2 protein-coding genes are annotated in these 26440 nt (G+C 66.3%); both read right to left on the bottom strand.

From position 1 onward, the window contains the following. Window positions 1–10 precede the first annotated feature (10 nt). Window positions 11–424, bottom strand: a complete 414-nt coding sequence (locus tag CJ177_RS03075; RefSeq protein WP_005239218.1) for a DUF1622 domain-containing protein — start codon at window positions 422–424, stop codon at window positions 11–13. Window positions 425–502: 78 nt separating this feature from the next. Next, window positions 503–26356, bottom strand: a complete 25854-nt coding sequence (locus CJ177_RS03070) for a non-ribosomal peptide synthetase (protein WP_095867260.1) — start codon at window positions 26354–26356, stop codon at window positions 503–505. Between the last annotated feature and the right edge of the window lie 84 nt (window positions 26357–26440).

The following is a 26440-nucleotide window of genomic DNA, read 5'->3' as shown; positions in this document are numbered from 1 at the left end:
GGCCGGCGACTCACCGGCCCGAACTCGGCTCCTGCCCCGCGGACGAGCGCGCCGCATGGGCGAGCACCTGCGGTCCGGTCACGAACGCCTTCCGCCACGGTGCGACACCGTCGATTTCGATCTCGATGGACAGGCTCAGCACGGTGCGGATCAGCACGATCACTCCCAGGACGGCGGCATCGGTCAGCGACGGCGTCGAGGTGACCGTCTTGACGATGTCTGCTGCGACGAGCAATTCCAGGCCGAGCAGGATCGCGCCCCCGAGCGACTCCCGCAGGGTCTTGAACGCCTGAGTGCCGTCTCCGGTCCGCTTCCACGCGCGCACCGCGAGGAAGAAGGCGAAGAGGAACCCGACAACCATCGCGAGGACACCGAGCACTTCGAACACTTCGGTTGCGAGTTCGAAGAACCTGACCGTGTCCATGGTGTGAGTGTTCCTGTTCGGGAGGGTGTTCGCAGAGGATTCCCGTCCGATCGCCGCGTGGTGGGCCGCCGCCCGTCATCAGCCTTCCGGTTGTCGTGTGCGCCGACCCGGTTCGGCCAGTGCATGGTCGATGATCCGTGCGATCTCGGCGAGGGGACGAGGCTGATCCATATCGGCATGCGTGCTGTAAACGTCGTGAGTCACGATGTCGCCGGTGACGTATGCGTGCCACGTCTCGGCCGAGGACTCGCTCGACATCGATCCGTCATCCGTCAATGTCGGACGGAGGAACACCACGTCACCGTGATAGATCTGCGGTACGTGGTCGGCGGCCAGCCGTAGGTCGTTCCGATAGATTGCACGTGCGGCATCCCAGACGGGCGCATAGTCGGGCGAATCGACGATTTCGCCGTAGCGGCTCTGCGCCCATGCCCGGATCGACTGTCGAATGTCGTCATCCGAAGGCGCCGCCCGGCCGATGAGGAGATCCCCGGCACCGGGGACGCTGTCCATCATCGCGAGGAATGCAACCTCGAGCCCCCGGCGTTCCAGCGCGGTGGCGATCGCATGGGCGACAAGGCCACCGAACGACCATCCGAGCAGAAGAAACGGGCCATCGTCCTGAACGGTGAGGATCTGCTCGAGATAGTCGGCGGCCATCGTCTCGATCGACGTCGGTAGCGGCGTCACTCCATCGAAGCCCGGTGCTTGCAGACCATATATGGGCCTGCCGGGGAGGTGGGCGCGAAGGCCCATGTAGCACCAGCTCAGTCCGCCGCCCGGGTGGACGCACCACAGCGGCGGTCCGAATCCTTCGCTTCGGATCGGCAAGATGGCCGCGAACGGATCGAGCGCGTCGGGTTCGACCTCCTCACCCAGGCGGGGTGCGAGTTCGGCGACCGTCGGAGACTCGAAGATCACCCGGATCGGGACCTCCACCCCCGACACCGACCGAATCCGGCTCACCAACTGCGTCGCCGACAACGAATGCCCACCCAGGTCGAAGAAACTGTCATCGATCCCCACCCGGGGAACACCGAGAACCTCGGCGTAGAGCGAAGTCAGCGTCTCCTCCACCGGTGACCGCGGCGCCCGGAACACCCCGCCGGTGAACTCCGGTGCCGGCAACGCTCTCCGATCCAGTTTCCCGTTCACCGTCAACGGCAACCGGTCCAGCACCATCACCGCCGCCGGAACCATGTATTGCGGCAGAATCCCGGCCGCGAACCGACGGACCTCGACACCTGTGTCGGTGCCGGCGGTGTCGGCGGCGTCGGAGACCACGTAACCGACCAATCCGGTGCCGGTGACGGTGTCCCGGGCCACCACCACCGCCTGGGTCACGGCCGGATGTTTCAGGAGAACCGCCTCGATCTCCGCGGGTTCGACCCGGAATCCACGAATCTTGACCTGCTCGTCCGCTCTTCCGCAGAACTCGAGCACTCCGCCGGCGGTCCAGCGCACCAGATCCCCGGATCGATACATCCGCGCACCCGGCTCCCCGAACGGACACGCCACGAACCGCTCCGCCGTCAACCCCGGCCGACCGACATACCGCTGAGCCAACTGCGCCCCGGCGATATACAGCTCCCCCACCGCACCCACCGGAACCGGCACCAACCCCGCACCCAGCACGAACACCCGCGTATTGCCCACCGGCGCTCCGATCGGCACACTCGCCCGGTCGGCGCGTTCACCCGACTCGGGTAGCACGAAGGTTGCCGCGAAGACCGTCGTCTCGGTCGGCCCGTACCCGTTGACCAGAATCAGAGGATTCACGCGCTCGCCCCGGGACCAGCCCTGCAACCCGGCCGGATCCAACACCTCACCGCCGAACACCACCATCCGCAGCACCGAATCCGCCCCCACAGCGGGATCCTCACGCTCGACCTCGGCGAACTCGTAGAACGCCGACGGCGTCTGACCGAGAACCGTCATCCGCTCCCGAACCACCACCTCCCACAATCCGACCGGCGAACGCATCACCTCCCACGGCACCACCACAACCCGGGCCCCGTGCACCAACGCCCCCCACAACTCCCACACCGAAAAATCGAACGCCACCGAATGACACCACCCCCACACGTCCCCGGCGTCGAAGCCGGCCCACCCTGCGGTACCGGCGAACAGCGACACCACACTCCGGTGGCTCACGGCGACGCCCTTCGGAACACCCGTCGACCCGGACGTGTACATCACGTACGCGGTGTTGTCCTGTCGCAGTGGTGTGGTGCGGTCGTTGTCGTCGGGGTTTCGCGCCTCCCATCGTCCGCCCTCGTCGGTGCGGGTGTCGAGAAGCATCCGGGGGATGTCGTTGTCGGGCAACAAGTTTTCGGTCACGGTGTCGCTGAGGATCAACAGCGGAGCGGCGGCGGTGAGGATGGTCCCGGTTCGTGCACCGGGGTACTGCAGGTCGATGGGGAGGTATGCACCCCCGGCCTCGAGGACGGCCAACAACGCGACGACCAACTCGGGTGACCGCTCCAATGCGACCGCCACCAGCACCTCCGGGCCGACACCCGCACCGATCAGGCGGTGTGCCAGCCGATTCGCTCGACTGCTCAACTCCCGATAGGTCCAGTTCTCGTCACCGAACGTGACCGCCACCGCGTCCGGAGTCGCGGCGACCTGGGCCTCGAACAGGCCGGGAATCGTCGAGTCCGGTACCGGTACGCTCGTGCCGTTCCAGGTCCGCAGTACCAGCTCACGCTCGTCAGGCTCGAGGATCTCGTACCCCTCGATTCGCCCGTGAGGATCCGCCACGATCAACTCCGACAACCGCACGAACCGGGCCGCGATACCCTCCACCGTCCCGCGGTCGAACAGATCACTCGCGTACTCGACGACCCCGGCCAGACCCTGCTCGTCATCGGGAGTGAGAGTGAAAGACAGGTCGAAACGCGACGTCCCGGTCGGCGCCGGTAGTGTGGTCCAGTCCAACCCAGGGAACTCGACCTCGGGAAAAGCGTTGTTCTGCATGGCGAACGACACCTGAAACAACGGATGATAAGCCGTCGACCGGATCGGATTCAGCAACTCCACCAACCGCTCGAACGGCGCATCCTGATTCTCATACGCCGCCAACGCCTTACCCCGCACCCGGTCGAGCACCTGATCGAACCGCGGATTCCCCGACAGATCCACCCGCAGCACCCAGGTATTGACGAAGAACCCCACCAACTCGGCCAGGGCGTCGTCGGTGCGGCCCGCGATCGGTCCCCCGATCGCAACGTCCTCCCCCGCGCCAAGTCTGCGAAGCAGCACCACCAGCACCGCCTGGAGCACCATCGATGGTGTCGCCCCCGCGCTGCGGGCCAGTTGGGTTACCTCCGAACCCAGTTCCGGTGCGATCACGAACTCCACCGTGCCGCCGCGGTAACTCGGTGCCGGCGGTCGGCACCGATCGGTGGGTAGGTCGATGCACTCGGGCAGCCCCGCCAACTCGGCCCGCCAATAATCGACCTGAGTGGCCAGCACACTCTCCGGATCCGACTCGTCGCCCAGGATCTCCCGCTGCCACAACGTGTAATCCGCATAGTGGACCGGCAACGGCACCCATTCCGGCGCGTGGCCCGCCGTGCGCGCCGCGTACGCGACGGCGATGTCGCGGGCCAACGGCCCCAACGAACCCCCGTCCCCCGCGATATGGTGCAGCACCAGTACCAGCACGTGCTCTGATTCGGAAACTCGGAAAACGCGGGCCCGCAGGGGTATCTCTACCGACAGGTCGAATCGACAGCCCGCCGCCTCCGCGACTGCATCCATCAGAGTGCTGTCCCGCACGTCGACGATCTGAACCGGCAGTTCCGCGACGACCTGCTCAGCCGGCAGGATCTGCTGGAACGGCACACCCCCTTCCTCACCGAACACGGTTCGCAGGCTCTCGTGCCGGGCGACGACGTCCGCAACAGCGGCCGCCACCGCACCGGTGTCGAGGTCGCCGGTGAGTCGCACCGCGACCGGAATGTTGTACGTCGCCGACGGGCCCTCGAACCGATACAGGAACCACAACCGGGCCTGCGCGAACGACAGCGGCACCCGCTCGGGCCGCACCCTCGCGGTCAGTGGCACCCGGACCGGGCCTTCCCTGAGTCGGGGTGCCAACTCCGCCACCGTCGAGGACTCGAACACCACCCGGATCGGAACCTCCACACCCAACACCGACCGAATACGGCTCACCAACCGCGTCGCCGACAACGAATGCCCACCCAGGTCGAAGAAACTGTCGTCGATTCCCACCCGCGGGACGTCGAGCACGTCCGCGAACAACGACACCAGAGTCTCCTCCACCGGCGACCGCGGACCCCGCAGCATGCCGCCGGTGAACTCCGGTTCCGGCAACGCTTTCCGGTCCAGTTTCCCGTGTGCCGTCAACGGCAGCTGATCCACCACCATGATCACCGCCGGAACCATGAAGTCCGGCAACAACCCGGCCACGAAACGACGAACCCCGGCCGCCGGATCACTCGACCCGTCGACCCCGTCGATGTCGAGAACCACGTATCCGATCAACTCGGTGCCACTGCCGGTGGCGCGGGCCACCACTACCGCCTGCGCCACCTCAGGATGCGTCAGCAGCACCGCCTCGACCTCGGCGGGTTCGACTCGGAACCCCCGCACCTTCACCTGCTCGTCCGCGCGCCCCACGAACTCGAGCTCACCCTCGGCGGTCCACCGCACCAAATCCCCCGACCGATACATCCGCGCACCCACCGCCCCGAACGGACACGCCACGAACCGCTCCGCCGTCAACCCCGACCGGCCGAGATAACCGCGGGCCAGCTGCACCCCGGCGATGTACAACTCGCCCACCACACCCACCGGAACCGGCACCAACCCCGCACCCAGCACGAAGACCTGGGAGTTCCACACCGGCGCGCCGATCGGCGCGCTCGTGTCCTCCGACGGGCCGCATCGATGGTGGGTGACCTGAAGGGCCGTTTCGGTCGGCCCGTACACGTTGTGGAGCGCAGTGCCACTGCGCTCCATGAAGTGGCGTGCCGTCGAGGACAGCAGGTTTTCGCCGCCGCAGAAGACTCGTCGAAGCGAGTCGCAATCAGCCGGCTCGAGTCGCTCGTCGACCATGGCCAGCATCGACGGCGAAAAGTCGCCGGTGGTGATCTTCTCCGATCTGATCATCTCGGCGAGATAGGCCGCATCGCGGTGTCCCTCGGCCTTGGCGATCACCAGCCGCGCCCCGACCTCCAGTGGCAGGAACATCTCCCACACCGACACATCGAATGTCGCGGGGGTCTTCTGCAGCACAACGTCGTCGTGGTCGAAGCCGAAATGGTCCCGCATCCACAGCAACTGATTCACGATCGCCGAATGGCTGACAGCGACCCCCTTCGGCCGGCCCGTCGAGCCGGACGTGAAGATCACGTACGCCGTGTTACCCGGCCTCAACAGGGTGATTCGATCCTCGTTGCGGACGGGTGAGGAGTCGACATCAGGTCCTTGCGCGCCATCGATCTCCAGCACGGGGACGCCGCCCGGGATCTGTACGCGGTCGGTCGATCGCGTCAACACACAGACCGGTGCCGCGGACTCCATCATGTGCCGGATATGTTCGCTGGGGTAGTCGGGGTCGATCGGCACATATGCTCCACCCGCCGTCACGACCGCATAGATTCCCACCACGAGATCGATCGAACGTCGCACGGCGACACCGACCAGAGACTCCGGACCGACGCCGTGCGCGATCAGTCTCCGAGCCAACCGGTTCGCTCGCTCGCCGACCTCTCGATACGTCAGCTGCTCGTCGTCGGACGTCAGGGCCACCGCCTCCGGCGTGACAGCCGCCTGGCGTTCGAAAAGGTCGGGAAGTGTCACCTCCGGCACGAGGACCGCAGTGTCATTCCACGCTCCCACCACCAACCGACGCTCGCCTGATTCGACGAGGTCGATGCGGTCCACGGCGACGTGAGGGTCGTCCGCGACTGTCTGCAAGAGACGGGTGAGCCGCCGGGCGATCGTGTCGACGGCTGCGGCGCCGAACAGGTTCGGCAGATACGCCACGGTCAACCGAAGTTGGGAGTCGACTCTCGCGATCAGGGTCATGGGGTAGTGCGACGCGTCGATCGTATGAACTCCGGTGACGACCATTCCGTCGATGGGGTCTGCGGCTGCCAACGCGGCGCGATCGATCGGGTACGACTCGAACACGACGAGGGTGTCGAACAGGTCGCGCACCCCGGCGGCCTTGTTTATCTCCGTCAACCCGAGGTAGTGGTGATCGAACAAGCCGGCCTGCTGCTTCTGCAACCGGGTCAACAACTCCGCAGCAGTGTCGCCCGGTGTGGACTGAACCCGCACCGGCAGAGTGTTGATGAACAAGCCCACCATGGACTCGACACCGGGCAGTCCGGCCGGCCGGCCGGAGACCGTCGCGCCGAACACCACATCCCGCCGGGCAGACAACTGTCCGAGCAGAATCCCCCACGCTCCCTGAACGACGGTGTTCAGCGTGACACCCAGTTCGGCGGCCCGCACCGACAAGCTCGCGGCCGTCTCCGGGGGCAGTTCGACCGTCACGTGCTCTTCCCCCGAGGTTGTTTCCCGCTCCGGGTGCGCGGGCGCCAGCAGGGTCGGCTCTTCGATCCCGGCGAGGGCCTGCGCCCAGATTCGACAAGATTCGGCTCGGTCGCGCGCGGCCAGCCAGACCAGAAAATTCCGGTACCCCGTAGCTCTCGGTAACGCGGCGGCGTCGCCTCCCGAGACGTACAGCACGAGTAGTTCCTCAGCGAGCAGTGGCATCGACCATCCGTCGAGCAGCACGTGATGATTGGTGATCACCAGCTCGAATCGATCCTGTCCCATCGTCACGAGCGTGAACCGGATCAGCGGCGGCGCCGCCGGGTCGAAATGTGTGGCCTGATCCTCGACGAGAAGACGTTGGAACTCGCCGTCTCGAGTGCCCTCGGGAAGGTTCCGCAGGTCGACCTCGCGCCACGGCAACGCGACTGCGCCGAGGACGACCTGTACCGGCCCGGATTCGGGATCGTCGACGAACGCGGTCCGCAGGTTCGCATGGCGATCCAGCAAAGCCTGTCCCGCAGCGAGAATCCTCCCTGGATCGACCCGTCCGCCGAGATGCAGAACGAGTTGGGTGGTGTACGCGTCGAACGCCGAACCGGCCAGCATCGAGTGGAACAACAGGCCGGACTGCATCGCGGTCAACGGCCACACATCCACGACGCCCGGGTACCGGTCCTCCCACGACTCGATATCGCGTTGCGACACCGACACCAGCGGCACGTCGGACGGTGTCAGCCCGCCGGCCCCGGGCCCCTGCGCGTGCCGAGCCAGTGCCGAGACTGCGTCGCACCACAGGTCGGCAAGTTCCTGAACATCGTCACGGGAGAGCACCCCGGCGGGGAATCCGAACACGGCACCGAGTCGGGGACCGTCCGGACCGTCGGTCACCATCGCATTGATGTCCACTTCGGCCATCGCCGGCATGTCCGGATCCATCGTCGCGGAGAGCGCCGTTCCCTCGCTCGCGGGCATCCAGCCGAGGTCACGGAATTCCTCGGGAACATCGGCGGCCGAGATGCGCCCCAGATAGTTGAAACTGATCTGTCCGCCCGGATACTTCCCGAGTTGCGGTGCGGTGTCCGCGTTCAGATACCGAAGCAGCCCGTAACCGATGCCACGGTCGGGCAGCGCCAGCACCTGTTCCTTGACCGCTTTGAGCACGATCCCGGCAGCGGGCCCGCCGGCGAATGCGTCGTCGAGATCGGCGCCCGCGATATCGAGGCGAATCGGGAAAGCTGTCGTGAACCAGCCGACCGTGCGGGATAGATCCGCACCGGGTATGACGTGCTGCTCGCGACCATGATTCTCCAGGGATATCAACGACGACGGCTCGACAACCCCGCGACGGCGGCGCCAGCGGGTCAACGCCATCGCCAACCCCGCCAGCAGACCATCGTCGACGCCTGCGCGGAAGACCTTGGGGACCCTGGTGAGCAGCGACGCTGTCGCGTGCGCTGGCACCTGGATCCGCACGTGCTGCACTGTGGACAGAACATCGAGGATCGGGTCGCGTCTGCGCGAACCCAACGTCGGGTCGGGGCCCTCCAGAATCGATTGCCACAACGGCAACTCGGCCACTCGCCCCGGCCGCAATGCCTCGTCCACCAGCCCGTGTGCCCACCGCCGCATCGACGTCCCGCCGGCCGGCAGTTCCGGGCGTTCGCCGGTACGCACCCGCGCCCAGGCCGCCGCCAGGTCCGGGATGATGATCCGCCACGACACGCCGTCGATGACCAGGTGGTGGGCCACGACCAGCAGCCGACCCGAACCCGCCGAACCGTCGCCGTCACGGGGGACGTGGTCCAGCCACACGAACTGCACCATTACGCCCGCCGCCGGATCCACACGCCCCAGGGCCGCATCCAACTCCGCCGACGCCAGCCGCAGCCACGCCGGATCGCCCGGTACGTCATCACAGTGGACCTGTCGAATCAGGCGGTTCACGTCGACCGTATCCGGGGGATCGACCCGAAGTTTCTGCTCCCCAGCGTCATCGGTCACCACACGCGATCGCAACATGTCATGACGTGCCATCACGGCGCCGATGGTGGCGGCCAACCCGGCCCGATCGATACCGTCGGGCAACTCCAACACCATCGTCTGCGCGAATCGGCGGTACCCACCACCCCGCGCGAGGAGGAACCGCCCGATCGGCGTCAACGGCATCGTCCCCACTCCGCCACCGGACAACTCCTGAACCACGACCCGATCCGGGTCGTGGTTCAGGACTGCAACCTCGGACAGCCCCGCGACAGTCCTGTGCTCGAACACATCCCGCGCCGTGATCAGCACACCCCGCGCTTTCGCGCGCGACACCAACTGGATCGACCGGATGCTGTCGCCACCCAGATCGAAGAATCCGTCATCGATCCCCACCTGGTCGACGCCGAGTACCTCGGCGAACACGCGGGCGAGGATCTCCTCGGTCTCGGTGTGAGGAGACCGGAACGCCTTGCTCGACGAGAACTCCGGCTCCGGCAACGCACTGCGGTCGAGCTTGCCGGCCGGTGTGAGCGGCAACTTCTCGAGCACCACGATCGCCGAGGGCACCAGGTACTCCGGCAGGCGGCCCGCCGCCACCGTCCGCACGCTCTCGGCGTCCACCTCACTCCCGGCTGCGGGGACCACGTAGGAGACCAGCACCGTCTGCCCGGACGGGCCCTTCCGATCGACCGTCACCACGGAGCCGATTCCCGGCTGCTCGGTGAGCGCAGCGTCGATCTCGCCCAACTCGATCCGACGGCCCCGCACCGAGACCTGGAAATCGCTGCGCCCCAGATACTCCAGTCCTACACCGGTTTCCCGCTCGGTCCACTGCACGACATCGCCTGTGCGATACATCCGCTCACCCGGCGAGCCGAACGGGTTCGCCACGAATCGCTCCGCCGTCAGTCCCGTCCGATCATGATATCCCCGAGCCAGCGGGGCCCCGGCGACATACAACTCCCCCGCCACTCCCACCGGCACCGGACGCAGCCACGTGTCCAGCACCACCAGGGACGCACCCCGGACCGGACCGCCCAGAGTCACCGGACCGTGCGGGGATAACGACGGCGAGGCCGCGACCGCCACGGTCGCCTCCGTCGGCCCGTAGAGGTCGTGCATCCGCCGTCCCGCAGCGAACGACTCCACCACCGATACCGGAACCGCCTCCGCACCCGTGAGCAGGCATCGCACCGACGACATCCGCTCGACCGGCACCGTCGCCAACATCGTGGGGGTGAGGAACGCGTGCGTCACCGCCGCACTCTCGAGAATCCGGCCCAGTTCCTCACCACCGACCACACCCGCCGGAACCACAACCATCGACGCTGCCGAACCCGTCGCCAGCAGGTACTCCAGCACCGACGCATCGAAACTCGGCGACGCCACGTGCAGCACGCGTGCATCCGCCGTGACGGCGAACCTCTCCGCCATCTCCGCCGCGAGACTACCCAGTCCCCGATGCGGTACGACGACGCCCTTCGGCTGACCCGTCGTCCCCGACGTGTAGATCATGTACGCGGGATGATCGGCCCGTAACGGAGCGATCCGGCCCGCATCGGTCACCGATTCAGTGGACCGACGGGAACACTCGGCTCGCACCTCCGGATCGTCGAGCACCCACCAGTCGAGGGTTCTCGGCAGGGTACCGACGCACGCGGCGACCGTGATTCCGCAACGCGCGGCGGAATCGGCGATCAGGTACTCGAGCCGACTCGCCGGATACGACGGATCCACCGGAACGAACGCACCACCTGCCTTCGCCACCGCCCATACCGCCAGCACCGACTCCACCGACCGCGGCACCGCCACGGCCACCGCGGATTCCGGCCCGACCCCGCGTGAGATCAACACCCGTGCAATACGACTCGACTCGTCATCCAACTCCCGGTATGTGAGCGAGCGCTCTCCACACACGACCGCCACCGCACTCGGATCGTGTACGACTGCGGCAGAGAGGATCTCCGGCAGTGTCCGGACCGTCTCCGCGGCCGCGCCGCGCACGGGAACCAGCAGGTTCCGTTCCTCCGGCGCGAGGAGGTCGATGTCTCCCGTCGCGCCCTCCGGCGCAGCCACCAGTGATTCCAGAACTCGGTGGAACCTGTCCGCGATCCGACCCACCTCGTCGTCATCGAACAAGGCTGGGACATACCACAGCGATACGGACGTCCGCTCACCGGCTTCCACCGCGAGCGTCAACGAATAGTTGGTTCCCCCAAATGAATCCAGGGACGTGATCGCGAGGGAGCCTGTCGACTCGAGCAAGGAGGCGAGGCTCCGCAGATCGTTCGGGTACGACTCGAAGACCGTCAAGGTGTCGAACAGGGCCCCCACGCCGGCGACCCGCTGGATCTCCGGCAGCGGAACATGATGATGCTCGATCAACTCCGCCTGCTCCGCCTGAACCCGGATGATCAACCGGGCGATGGATTCCTCGGGACGAAGCCGGACCCGCACCGGGACCGTGTTGATGAACAGCCCCACCATCGACTCGATGGCGGGAATCTGTCCGGACCGACCCGAGACCGTCGCGCCGAACACCACATCACGGCGGCCGGTATGCATGCCCAGCACGATCGCCCACGCGACCTGCACCAGGGTATTCACCGTCACCGACCACCGAGACGCCAGCTCCGGTATCGCCGACGACAGGCCCTCGTCGAGCGCACGCCGGAGCACGGACGATCCCCGCGCCGATTCCGGGCGCCCGGTCGCGAGCAGCGCGGGCTCCACACCGTCGAGCGCTTCCTCCCACACCTGCAGCGACCGTTGCCGATCCTGAGTCGCGAGCCACCCGAGATACCGGCGATACGAGACCACGGGTTCCAGTACGGCTCCGTCCCCGCCGGCACCGTAGACGGTCAGCATCTCCCGCATCAGCAACGGCATCGACCATCCGTCGAGCAGTACGTGGTGATACGAGACCACCAGCCGGAAGTCTTCGTCGCCCATCGCGACCAAACCGAAACGCAGGAGCGGTGGCTCCGACAGGTCGAAGCCGGCAGCCGCATCGTCCGACAGCAGCCGTGCCAGTTCGTCGTCTCGCTCCCCGGCATCGACACCACTGACGTCGGCTTCCCACCACGGCACCACGAGGCCCTCGAGCACCACCTGGACCGGCTCCGCCACCCCCTCGGTGAGGAACGCGACCCGCAGATTCGCGTGGCGATCGAGTATCGCCTGTGCCGCGGCCTTCACACGGTCCGCATGCACCTGCCCGGACAGACCCAGCACCGTCTGCACCGCATACACATCGGCCGATTCCGACGCCAGCATCGCGTGAAAGACCAAACCTGTTTGCAGCGGTGCCAGCGGCCACACCTCCACGGCCTCGGGATACCGTGCCTCGATGCCCGACAGCTGTTTTGGAGCCGGACGCGGCAACGGCACGTCCTCGAAAACGACGGAGTCGTCATCCCTCACCGGATGCGCGACGGAGGCCAGCCCGGCGACGGTCCGTCGCTCGAACACGTCTCGCGCCGACACCAGCACGCCGCGAGCCCGCGCCCGCGACACCACCTGGGTCGACATGATGCTGTCCCCGCCGAGCCGGAAGAAGTCGTCGTCGACACCCACCCGATCGACACCCAGGACGTCGGCCAGCACCGCCGCCAATGTCTGCTCGGCGATGGATCGTGGAGCCCGGTACGGGGTGTCGGATGCGAGATCAGGCTCGGGAAGTGCTCGGCGGTCGAGTTTGCCGGCCGGTGTGAGAGGTATCCGGTCGACGACGATGATCGCCGACGGCACCATGTAGTCCGGTAGACGGCCCGCCGCGAGCAGTCGCAACGCCTCGACGTCCACCTCGGCCCCGGGCGCCGCGACCACATACGACACCAGCACCTTCTGCCCCGACGGACCTACCCGGTCCACCGTCACGACCGATCCCACTGCGGGGTGCGAGACCAACACCGTTTCGATCTCGCCGGGTTCGATTCGGATTCCGCGGATCTTCACCTGCTCGTCTGCGCGGCCGACGAAGTCCAGCACACCCTCGGTCGTCCACCGCACCAGATCACCCGAGCGGTACATCCGTGAGCCCGGTTCGCCGAACGGACACGCCACGAACCGTTCCGCCGTCAACCCCGGCCGGCCGATGTACCCGCGGCCCACACCTGATCCCGCGATATACAACTCCCCGGCCACACCCACCGGGACGGGCACCATCCCGGTTCCCAAGACGAGTGCGCGGGCATTACCGATCGGCACCCCGATCGGCACGCTGACCTGGTCGTCGAAGCCCGTCGAACCCGATACCGAGTACGCGGTGGCACACACGGTGGTTTCCGTCGGCCCGTACGCGTTCACCACGGTGATGCGCGGGTGGCGGGCGAGGACGCGTCGTACAGCGCGCGGCGACAACACATCGCCCGCGGTGACCAACTGACGTGGCTGGTCGAGCGCTCCCCTCTCATGGTCCGGCGAATCGCTCAACAGGTGAAACAGCGGGGTCGTCAAGAACATCGACGTCACACCAACCGCGTCGACGACCCGCTCGAGCACCTCGCTGTCCAGCGACCCGGGCGGGGCGACAACCAACCGGCCTCCACTGAGCAGTGTCGGCCACAACTCGTACGCCGAGGCATCGAACGCCATCGACGAATGCAGCAACACGCGCTCACCGGGTCCGTCCGGCCATCCGTGCAACGCCAGGTTCACCACGTTGGAGTGGTCGATGGTGACTCCTTTCGGCGTCCCGGTCGATCCGGAGGTGTACATCACGTACGCGGTGTTGCCCGGTCGCAGTGACGTGGTGCGATCGCTGTCGTCGGGGTTGAGGCCCTCCGCGTGTCCGTCCTCGTCCGAGATGACGTCGACGAGTATCCGGGGTATGTCACTGTCCGGCAGCGTGCGTGCGGTTGCGGTATCCGTGAGGATGAGCAGCGGCGCGGCGTCGGCGAGGATGAACTCGGTCCGCGCACTCGGGTATTGGGGGTCTATCGGCAGATACGCGCCCCCGGCCTCGAGGACTGCGAGTAACGCGACAACCAATTGGGGTGACCGCTCCAGTGCAACCGCCACCAGTACTTCCGGCCCCACACCCGCACCGATCAGATGGCGTGCCAGCCGATTCGCTCGACTGCTCAGCTCCCGGTAGGTCCAGTTCTCGCCACCGAACGTCACTGCCACGGCATCGGGAGTTGCAGCGACCTCCTGCCCGAACAGGCCCGGGATCGTCGCATCCGGTATCGGCGAGCTCGTGTCGTTCCAGGTCCGCAGTACCCGCTCGCGTTCGGTCGGTTCCAGGATTTCGTAGCCTTCGATCCGACCCTGCGGATCTTCGATGATGCACCTGAGCAGCCGCACATACCGGGCCGCGATGGTCTCCACCGTGCCCCGGTCGAACAGATCGCTCGCGTACTCGACGACCCCGGCCAGACCCTGCTGCTCGTCGGGGGCGACGGTGAAGGACAGGTCGAAACGAGAAGTCGCGGTCGACGCCGACAGTGTGGTCCAGTCCAGTCCACGAAACTCGACATCCGGAAAAGCGTTGTTCTGCATGGCGAACGACACCTGGAACAACGGATGATAGGCCGTCGATCGGGTCGGGTTCAGCAACTCCACCAACCGTTCGAACGGCGCATCCTGATTCTCGTACGCACCCAGGGCTTTCACCCGCACCCGGTCGAGGACCTCGTCGAATCGCGGATTCCCGGACACGTCGACGCGCAGCACCCAGGTGTTGACGAAGAACCCCACCAACTCGGTCAACGCTTCGTCGGTGCGACCCGCGATCGGCGACCCCACCGCGATGTCCACCCCGGCACCGAGCCTGCGGAGCAGCACTGCCAACACCGATTGCAACACCATCGACGGTGTCGCGCCACGACCGCGGGCCAATTCGTCCACTCCCGAAACCAATCCGGGATCGATCCCGAACTCCACGGTGCCGCCACGGTAACTCGGTGCGGCCGGTCGGCGACGATCGCCGGGTAGCTCGATGCACTCCGGCAGCCCCGTCAGTTCGGTTGTCCAATAGTCGAGCTGGGCGGTCAGCAGACTGCCCGGATCGTCCTCGCTCCCCAGAATTTCCCGCTGCCACAGGGTGTAATCGGCGTACTGCACCGGCAAGGGTGCCCACCCCGGAGCGTGTCCGTCGGCGCGGGCCGCATACGCGGCCGCCACATCCCGAGCCAGCGGCGCCAACGACCCCCCGTCCCCCGCTATGTGGTGCAGGACCATCACCAGGACGTGTTCCTGGGGTCCGGCCTCCAACAATGTTGCCCAGAGGGGAATTTCGTGTGCAATGTCGAACCGGTACCTCGACGCCGCCGTCACCGCAGCCATCACGCCGGCCGGGTCGACCTTCTCCACGTGCACCGGAGCTGGTACTTCCGCCACGGGGAGGACCCGCTGAACCGGTGCACCGTCCAGGTCGTCGAATACTGTACGCAGACTCTCGTGCCGGGCGACGACGTCCGCAACAGCGGCCGCCACCGCACCGGTGTCGAGGTCGCCGGTGAGTCGCACCGCGACCGGAATGTTGTACGTCGCCGACGGGCCCTCGAACCGATACAGGAACCACAACCGGGCCTGCGCGAACGACAGCGGCACCCGCTCGGGCCGCACCCGCGGAGTCAACGGCACCCGTGCCGGGCCGTCCCTCAGCCGGGGTGCGAGTTCGGCGACCGCAGGGGAGTCGAAGATCATCCGGATCGGGACCTCCACCCCCAGCACCGACCGAATCCGGCTCACCAACTGCGTCGCCGACAACGAATGGCCACCGAGATCGAAGAAGCTGTCGTCGATCCCCACCCGCGGAACACCGAGAACATCCGCGAACAACGACACCAGAGTCTCCTCTACCGGCGACCGCGGCGCCCGGATCACCCCACCGGTGAACTCCGGTGCCGGCAACGCCCTCCGATCCAACTTCCCGTTCACCGTCAACGGCAACCCGTCCACCACCACGACCGCCGCCGGAACCATGAACTCCGGCAACAACCCGGCCGCGAACCCCCGCAACCCCAGGGAGTCGGTATCGGTCCGGGAATCGAGAACGACGTACCCCACCAATTCGGTGCCGACGAGGGTTTCCCGGGCGATCACCACTGCCTGTGACACGGCAGAGTGCGACAGCAGCACCGCTTCGATCTCCCCTGGTTCCACCCGGAACCCCCGGACCTTCACCTGCTCATCCGCGCGTCCCACGTATTCGAGGACACCGTCAGCGGTCCACCGCACCAGGTCCCCGGATCGATACATGCGGGATCCCGGCTCCCCGAACGGGCACGCCACGAACCGCTCCGCCGTCAACCCCGACCGACCCAGATAACCGCGGGCCAACTGCACCCCGGCGATATACAACTCACCCACCACACCCACCGGGACCGGCGTCAACCCAGCACCCGACACGAACACCCGCACACCGCCCACCGGAACGCCGATGGGGACACTCATCCGGTCACCCCCACTCCGAGATTCGGGTAGCGAGTACATCGCCGCGAAGACCGTCGTCTCCGTCGGCCCGTAACCGTTGACGATCCTCACCTGTGGATGGCGGGAATCCTCGCCCGGATACCAGCCCCGCAGCCTTGCGGGATCCACCACCTCTCCGCCGAGTACCACCGTGCGCAACACCGAACCGGCCCCGACCGCGGGGTCGTCGTGCTCGATCTCCCCGAACCCGTAGAACGCCGACGGCGTCTGCCCGAGAACCGTGACGTGTTCGCGAACCACCAACTTCCACAACTCGATCGGTGAGCGCACCACCTCCCACGGCGCGACCACCACGCGGCCACCGTGTGCCAACGCGCCCCACAACTCCCACACCGAGAAATCGAACGCCACCGAGTGGCACCACACCCACACATCCGCGGCGTCCGCACCCACCCGGTCGGCAGTGCCGGCGCACAACGACACCACACTTCGGTGGCTCACCGTGACACCCTTCGGAACACCTGTCGACCCCGAGGTGTACATCACATACGCCGCATGATCGGGCCTCAACGGGGTGATCCGATCGCGGTCGACGGGATCGTGATCGGCCCGGCCCCTCACGGCGGCTGCAGTCGTGTCGAGGTCCAGGTCTGCATCGAGCAGTACCCGGTCGATATCGTGGTCGGGCAGCGTGGCCACGGTGACAGTGTCGGACAGGATCAGCCGCGGTGCCGCGTCGGCGAGAATTGTCCCGGCGCGAGCACTGGGATAGTTCGGGTCCATGGGAAGGTAGCTGCCGCCGGCCTTGAGCACCGCCAACAAGGCGACGACCAACTCTTCCGACCGCTCCAGTGCGACGGCCACCACGGTTTCTGGGCCGACCCCGGCGCCGATCAGATAGTGCGCCAGCCGGTTCGCCTGTGTGTTGATTTCTCGGTAAGTCCAGCTCCGGTCGGAGAAGGTCACCGCTGCGGCGTCGGGTGTCGCCGCCACCTGTCGCTCGAACAGTTCCACGACGGTGGTCTCCGACAAGGGGGCTACGGTGTCGTTCCAGGTCCGGAGTAACACCTCGCGCTCGTCGGGCTCGAGGATCTCGTACCCCTCGATCCGCCCGCGCGGATCCGCCACGATCAACTCCGACAAGCGCACATACCGGGCCACGATGCCCTCCACCGTTGCCCGGTCGAACAGGTCACTCGCGTACTCGACGACTCCGGCCAGACCCTGGTGACCGTCGGGGGTGAGGGTGAAAGACAGGTCGAAACGCGACGTTCCGGTCGGCGCCGGAAGTGTGGTCCAGTCCAACCCAGGGAACTCGACCTCGGGGAAAGCGTTGTTCTGCATGGCGAACGACACCTGAAACAGCGGATGATAAGCCGTCGACCGGGCCGGATTCAGCAACTCCACCAACCGCTCGAACGGCGCATCCTGATTCTCGTACGCCGCCAACGCCTTCCCGCGGACCTGATCGAGCACCTGGTCGAACCGCGGGTTCCCCGACACATCGACGCGTAGCACCCAGGTATTGACGAAGAAACCCACCAACTCGGTCAACGCTTCGTCGGTGCGACCCGCGATCGGTCCCCCGATCGCGACATCGCCCCCGGCACCGAGTCTGCGGAGTACTACCGCCAGCATTGATTGCAATACCATCGATGGTGTTGCCCCACTGTTGTGAGCCAATTCGGTTATCGCCGTCGCACGTTCGGGTCCGATCGAGAACTCGACCACTCCGCCGCCGTAACTCGGTGCGGCCGGTCGTCGCCGGTCGGCAGGTAGCTCGATGCAGTCGGGTAGCCCCGCCAGCTCGGTTTTCCAGTAGTCGAGCTGGGTGGAGATCACACTGCCCGGATCGTGCTCACTGCCCAGTTCTTCTCGCTGCCACAGGGTGTAATCGGCGTACTGCACCGGCAGCGGTGCCCACCCCGGAACCCGGCCCTCCGAACGGGCCTCATACGCGACGGCGATGTCACGTGCGAGCGATGTCAACGACGCCCCGTCCCCCGCAATATGGTGGAGCACCAAGACCAGGATGTGGTCGTGGGATCCGAACGCCATCAACGTTGCCCGGATCGGAATTTCGTGTTCGACGTCGAACCGATACCCTGCAGCCGTGGTCACTGCCGCGGGTATCTCGTCTGCCTCGACGTCGATTATCTGCACTGGCGAAGGGACCTCGTCGGTGGAAAGGATTTCCTGGAACGGAATCCCCTCGGCTTCGCCGAAGATCGTTCGCAGGCTCTCGTGCCGGGCGATCACGTCCTCGATCGCCGCCACCAAGGCCTCGGTGTCGAGGTCGCCGGTGAGTCGCACCGTCACCGGGATGTTGTAGATGGCCGACGGGCCCTCGAAGCGGTGTAGGAACCACAGCCGTGCCTGCGCGAACGACAACGGCACCCGCTCAGGCCGCGTACGTGGGACCAGCGGCGGCCGAACCGCTCCGGAGCCGAGTCGCGGTGCCAGTGCGGCGATCGTAGGAGATTCGAACACCACCCGGATCGGGACCTCCTTCCCCAGCACCGTGCGGATCCGCCCGACCAACCGTGTCGCGGACAGCGAATGCCCACCGAGATCGAAGAAGCTGTCGTCGATCCCCACCCGCGGGACGTCCAGCACGTCAGCGAAAAGCGAGACCAGTGTCTCCTCGATCGATGACCGCGGCGCGCGGAACATCCCACCGGTGAACTCGGGTGCCGGTAGCGCTTTCCGATCCAGCTTCCCGTTCGCCGTCAACGGCAACCGATCCACCAGCATGATCACCGCCGGCACCATGTACTCCGGGAGCCGCCCCGTCACGAACTCTCGTACCCCCACACCCGTGTCGGTGTCGGTGGGCTCGAGGACGACGTACCCCACCAACTGCCCGCCCGTCGCCGGGGTGTCCCGGGCAATGACCACTGCCTGCGCCACCGCCGGGTGCTTCAGTAGTACCGCTTCGATCTCCCCCGGCTCCACCCGGAACCCCCGCACCTTCACCTGCTCGTCAGCACGTCCCACGAACTCGAGCACACCATCAGCAGTCCACCGCGCCAGATCCCCCGATCGATACATTCGCGCACCCACCGCCCCGAACGGACATGCGACAAACCGCTCCGCCGTCAACCCGGGCCGGCCCAGATAGCCGCGCGCCAACTGAACCCCGGCGATATACAACTCCCCCACCACACCCACCGGAACCGGCCGAAGCCCGGCGCCCAACACGAATACCTGCGAATTCCGTACCGGCACACCGATCGGCACCGACCCACCGACAGGGTTGTCCGACGACTCCACGACCTGGCTCGTCACGTAGACGGTGGTCTCCGTCGGACCGTACCCGTTGACAACCCGGACACCGGGAATCGCGGCACCGACTGCACTGAGCAATTGCCCTGACAACTGCTCGCCGATGAACACCACCGTCTCGGCACTCACCGTGCTCTCGATCTGATCGAGTATCTCCTCGAACGCCGACGGGACAGTGCTGATCACTCCCCCGGTCCAGCCGCGCTGTTCGCCGAGCACGAGAACGTCACGCACAATGTCGATACTCCCGCCGGCGCACAACGCAGCGAAGATCTCCAACACCGACACGTCGAAACTCACCGACGTACTTGCCAGCACCCGCGCCAGCCCTGGCCCACCGAGACTCGCGGCCACCTGCACCATGCAGTTGACGACGTTGTGGTGGTCGACCGTGACCCCTTTCGGGGTGCCGGTCGATCCGGAGGTGTACATCACGTACGCGGTGTTGTCCGGCCGAAGTGGTGTGGCGCGGTCGTTGTCGCCGGGGATGTCCTCCCGTTGATCGACCTCGTCCGAGTACGCGTCGAGTAGTAGCGTGGGGATACCGTTGTCGGGCAGCATGCTCGAGGTGGTGGTGTCGGTCAGGATCAGGATCGGAGCGGCGTCGGTCAGGATGAACCCGGTCCGTGCACTCGGGTAGCGGGGGTCGATCGGCAGATACCCGCCCCCGGCCTCGAGGATGGCCAACAACGCGACGACCAACTCGGGTGACCGCTCCAATGCGACTGCCACCAGCACTTCCGGGCCGACACCCGCACCGATCAGGCGGTGTGCCAGCCGATTCGCTCGACTGCTCAACTCCCGATAGGTCCAGTTCTCGTCACCGAACGTGACCGCCACCGCGTCCGGAGTCGCGGCGACCTGGGCCTCGAACAGGCCGGGAATCGTCGAGTCCGGTACCGGTACGCTCGTGCCGTTCCAGGTCCGCAGTACCAGCTCACGCTCGTCGGGCCCGAGGATCTCGTACCCCTCGATCCGCCCGTGAGGATCCGCCACGATCAACTCCGACAACCGCACGAACCGAGCCGCGATACCCTCCACCGTCCCGCGGTCGAACAGATCACTCGCGTACTCGACGACCCCGGCCAGACCCTGCTCGTCATCGGGAGTGAGAGTGAAGGACAGGTCGAAACGCGACGTCCCGGTCGGCGCCGGAAGTGTGGTCCAGTCCAACCCAGGGAACTCGACCTCGGGAAAAGCATTGTTCTGCATGGCGAACGACACCTGAAACAACGGATGATAAGCCGTCGACCGGACCGGATTCAGCAACTCCACCAACCGCTCGAACGGCGCATCCTGATTCCCATATGCCGCCAACGCCTTACCCCGCACCCGGTCGAGCACCTGATCGAACCGCGGATTCCCCGACAGATCCACCCGCAGCACCCAGGTATTGACGAAGAACCCCACCAACTCGGTCAACGCTTCGTCGGTGCGACCCGCGATCGGTCCCCCGATCGCAACGTCCTCCCCCGCGCCGAGTCTGCGAAGCAGCACCACCAGCACCGCCTGGAGCACCATCGATGGTGTCGCCCCACATCTGCGGGCAAGTTCCGTGACTGCCGACGCACGTTCCGGTGCGATCACGAACTCCACCGTGCCGCCCCGGTAACTCGGTTCGGCCGGACGTCGACGATCGGTCGGCAACTCGATGCACTCGGGCAGCCCCGCCAACTCGGCCCGCCAATACTCGACCTGTGCGGCAAGCACACTCCCCGGATCATCCGCACTGCCCAGAAGCTCCCGCTGCCACAGGGTGTAATCGGCGTACTGCACCGGCAACGGCACCCACCCCGGCATCTCGCCGTCGGTCCGCGCCGCATATGCGACCGCGATGTCGCGGGCCAACGGCCCCAACGAACCCCCGTCCCCCGCGATATGGTGCAGCACCAATACCAGGATGTGCTCTCGGGAACCACATTCCAACAGTGTTGCTCGAATGGGAATCTCGCCGGACAGATCGAACCGATATCCCGCCGCCTCCGCAACGGCCTGCCTCGACCGCGCCTGATCGATCTTCTCCGCGTGCACCGGAATCGGGACTTCCTCCGCGGGCAGGATCCGCTGGAACGGCACCCCTTCGTCCTCCCCGAACACCGTCCGCAGGCTCTCGTGCCGGGCCACCACATCCCCGACCGCCGCGACCACCGCCTCGATGTCGAGGGCGCCGGTCAACCGCACTGCCACCGGAATGTTGTACGTCGCCGACGGTCCCTCGAACCGATACAGGAACCACAACCGGGCCTGCGCGAACGACAACGGCACCCGATGGGGCCGCGCCCGCGGGAGCAACGGCACCCGCGCCACCGCGGCCTCGCCCAGCCGGGGCGCCAACTCCGCGACCGACGGGGATTCGAACACCACCCGGATCGGCACCTCCACGCCCAGCGCGTTGCGGATCAAACCCACCAACCGCGTCGCGGACAGAGAATGCCCGCCCAGGTCGAAGAAACTGTCGTCGATCCCCACCCGCGGAACACCGAGCACGTCACCGTAGAGCGACGCGAGAGTCTCCTCCACCGGTGACCGCGGGGCCCGAAACACGCCACCGATGAATTCCGGTGCCGGCAACGCTTTCCGGTCGAGCTTGCCGTTCACGGTCAACGGTAACCGATCCAGCACTACCACCGCCGCGGGCACCATGAACTCCGGCAGTCGTCCGGCCACGAAGCGCCGAACCTCGGACGACAGCCTGCTTGCACCGGGGTCGTTGACGTACTCGGTCATGTCGCCGAGTGGACCGTCGGGCAAATAGACATCGGATACCGCGACCGATGCCTGCGTATTCTCGTGCGGCCGGGTGGTGATGTCGGTGAATATCACGTCCATCAGGCCCGGTGTCGGTGACCAGGTCACCGACACCGCGAACCCCAGCTCCTCACCGATGTCGTGACAGTCCTGCGGCAACATCGCGTCCGTTCGACGGTCCGCGTCACGCCGGGCGGAGACGTGATCGCGGTCAGCGGCGTCGTCGAGCGCGTGTGTGGCATCGACGTCGGGCGCCAACCCCGCGTGCGGCACACCGATCACCCGCACACGGTCCGGACGCCGGCCCGTCAGGAACTGCCGCAAGACGGTGGGATCGCCGAATCGCTGCCACGACGTCGACGGCACATCAGCCAGCGACCGGGTCTGCGCCGGCTTCTTGCGTAGCACGACTTCGTATCTGTAACAGCTTAATTCGTTGACCGCCCGGACGCGCTCGAGTTGAATGTCGACTCCGCCGATGTCGGGGATCAGCGTCGGCAATGCTGTGAAGAACTCGGGCGCGAGCAGCAACTCCTGCTCGGCGGCAATGCCCCGGCGCACCCGATCGCGAAGCACCATGGCAGTCGTGTCGGCATCCGCGTGGGCGATCTGCACGCCAGTCGCGAATTCCCGGAGCAACGCGAGATTCCGGACGTCTCCGAGGAACAGCGCGCCCCCGGGACGGAGCAATCGCAGTGCCGTGCCGATCACGTCGATCAGATACCCCGCGTTCGGGAAGTACTGCACGACCGAGTTCAACACCACGGTGTCGAAAACACCGTGCGGCACACCCCCGAGGTCGTCGGCGGCCTGGACCCGCAGGTGCACCCGCTCGACCCAGGGGTCCTGCCGCTCCGCCAACCGAGATCGCAAGGCGTCGATCGTGGGAGCGGAAAAGTCCGTGCCCCAATACTCTTCGCAGTGCGGCGCCAACTGTGAGAGCAGCAGTCCTGTTCCGACCCCGATCTCCAACACCCGAGCCGGCCCGAGCTCGCGAATCCGAACGACGGTCGCCGCGCGCCATTCCCGCATGTGCTCGAGGGCGATGGGCTTCCCGGTATAGCTACTGTTCCACCCCCCGAAATCCTCTCCGAACTCCGTCGGGTCGAGCTGCTCACCGGCATGGGACGCGTCCCCGGAATACAGGTCGTCGTATACCCGCCGCCACTGCGACACCAGCTCGGCCTCCCGTGCTCTGTCACGGACGAGCGAGACGCCCCTGTCGAGCACCACATACCCCACCAGCTGCGTGTCGGTTCCGGTGTCCCCGTCCGCACGATCGGCGCCGGAAGGGGGCTCGCGGGCGATCACCGCCGCCTGCGTCACCGCGGGATGTGACATCAGAGCCGTCTCGACCTCCCCCGGCTCGACCCGGAATCCCCGCACCTTCACCTGCTCGTCCACGCGTCCGATGAAATCGAGCATGCCGTCGGACGTCCACCGCACCACGTCGCCGGAGCGATACATTCGCGAACCGGGTTCTCCGAACGGGCACGCTACGAACCGTTCCGCCGTCAACCCGGCCCTACCCACATATCCACGGCCCACCCCGAACCCTGCGACATACAACTCCCCCGCCGCACCGATCGGCACCGGCACCAATCCCGACCCCAACACGAAGACCCGCGTGTTACCGATAGGAATCCCGATCGGGCTTCGACCACCGTCCCCGGCGCGTGCGGTCAACTCCAGATAGCTCACGTGCACCGTGGTTTCGGTGATGCCATACATGTTCACCAGAATCGGACTGTTCGAACGTTCGCCCGGGAACCAGCCGCGTAGCCGGCCCGGGTCCAATGCCTCTCCGCCGAACACCACCATTCGCAGTACCGAATCAGGCCCCGGGGAATGGTCCTCGCGTTCGGCATCTGCGAACTCGTAGAACGCGGACGGGGTCTGATTGAGGATCGTCACCTGCTCCCGCCGCACCAGATTCCACAACTCGGCGGGCGAGCGCACCACTTCCCAGGGCACGATCACGGCCCGCCCGCCGTGCATCAATGCCCCCCACAACTCCCACACCGAGAAGTCGAAGGCCTGCGAATGACACCACGCCCACACGTCCCCGCCTCCGAAACCGCACCACCGATCGGTTCCGGCGAACAACGACACCACGTTGCGGTGGCTGATGACGACCCCTTTCGGGGTGCCGGTCGAACCGGACGTATACATGACGTACGCGGTATTGCCCGGTCTCAGCGGGGCGATCCGGTCATCGTCGACGGGGTTGATCACCGCTGACATGCCGTCGGTGTCGGCGTCGTCCAGGTCCAACACGAGACAGGGAATGTCGTTGTCCGGCAAAGATGCCGCGGTCGCGGTGTCGGTCAGAAGCAGGAGCGGTGCGGCATCGGTGAGAATGAAAGCGGTTCGCGCGCTGGGATAGTTCGGATCGATCGGGAGATACCCGCCGCCGGCCTTGAGAGTCGCGAGGAGCGCGACGATCAACTCGGAGGACCGTTGCATCGCGACTGCCACGAGGGATTCCGGGCCCACACCGCGAGCGATGAGGTACCGCGCCAACCGATTCGCTCGACCATTCACGTCTCGATATGTCCAGTGCCGATCGCCGAGAGTGAGTGCCACCGCGTCGGGTGTCGCGGCGGCCCGCTGTTCGACCAGGTCGGGAATCGTGGCCCGGGGTACCGGTACCGTCGTGTCGTTCCAGGTACGCAGAACCAGTTCGCGTTCGGCGGGTCGGAGGAAGTCATGTTCCTCTATCCGGCCTTCCGGGTCGGCGACGACCGCACGGACGAACGCCATCAGCAGATCTGCATATAGCCGCACATCCTCACCGCTGTACAGCGCGCCGTTCGCGTCGATCTCGACGTTCATTCCGGCACTGCCCCGACCGCCGTAGTAGATCGAAACCGAGAGGTCGTCCACGGGGCCGAACGACACGCCGCGCATGGATGCCGGATTGCCTGCAAAATCGATCGAATCGAAGAACGGAATGATATTCAGAATCGGACCGAAACGATTCTCCACGGATCCGGACAGTCCTCTGTCTCTCCTGACATCGGAGCCCTGATAACGGGAATGACGCAAGATGGCACGAATCTCGGTACCCACGTCGTGTGCGACGGCGGCGAAAAGCGCCCGCGGTGGGATCTCCACCCGGAACGGCACCGCATTCGACACCAACCCCGGTGTGCGTCGTGCGGCCCCGACCCGATTGGCGACGGCCAATCGCATCATGAACTCCGACATCCCCGAGAGGCGATGGAAGAGTCCGGCTACCGCTGCCGCCAGGAAGCCCGGCATCGGTATCCCGATCGACTCTGCCGCCGTCAGCAATTGCGCGGTCTCGTCGTCCGACACCGTCAGGCTGTGATGCACAGTCACGGGAACCGGCGAACTCGGATGCCGCGGCAGGCGAAGTGGTTCGGGCAAGGCAGCGGTGTAGTTCCGCCAGAACTCCTTGTCGCGGGTGAATCGGTCGGACCGCCGATAGCGGGCATCTTCGTCGACGATCAACTCCGGTCCACCGAATCCGGATTCAGGAATCGGTCTTCCGGTCTGCAGCGCGGTGTAGATTTCACCGATTCGACGGGCAAGAATCGCGACGCCGAACCCGTCCATCACGATGTGGTGGCACACGGCGCACAGGAAGTATCGCGTGCCGTGAACCTTGATCAAGCCTGCTCGATACAGCGCATCCCGTTCGAGATCGAAGGGTACGGCGCCGACCTCTGACATCGACGCTTTCGCCGCCGATTCGGGGTCTGCTTCCGCACTGACATCGATGAAGAACGGCTTCCACGACTTCGAGTCCCGCACGACCTGGCGGGGGCCATCCTCGTCCTCGACGAAATTCACCAGTACCGAGCGAGCCTCGTCCGCCACTCGCCGCAGCGCGGCTTCCATCACCGAAGGGTCGATGTCGCCGGAAATGTCGAGATAGGCCGCAATATTGTTCGACAGGCCGGGCGCCAACTTCTGCGCCAGCCAGAGCGCCTCCTGGGCGGACGAAACCCGCAACGAGTCCATCGCGACCATGATGTGCCCTCACGAACGGCGGTAGGGATTCGCCAGGTGGCGACAGCGATCTGTCCCGACAAGTTTACGCCGCCGCGGTGTCCT

The sequence above is a fragment of the Rhodococcus sp. ACPA1 genome, assembly GCF_002300195.1.
Lineage (GTDB): Bacteria > Actinomycetota > Actinomycetes > Mycobacteriales > Mycobacteriaceae > Rhodococcus_F > Rhodococcus_F opacus.
Note: the sequence above shows the minus strand (reverse complement) of the source record. Positions and strands in the feature narration are given on the sequence as shown.

Bases quoted from the DNA above. Each gene is read 5' to 3' on its own strand.
- CJ177_RS03070 (WP_095867260.1), bottom strand. From the start codon at position 26,356: ATGGTCGCGATGGACTCGTTGCGGGTTTCGTCCGCCCAGGAGGCGCTC.
- CJ177_RS03075 (WP_005239218.1), bottom strand. From the start codon at position 424: ATGGACACGGTCAGGTTCTTCGAACTCGCAACCGAAGTGTTCGAAGTG.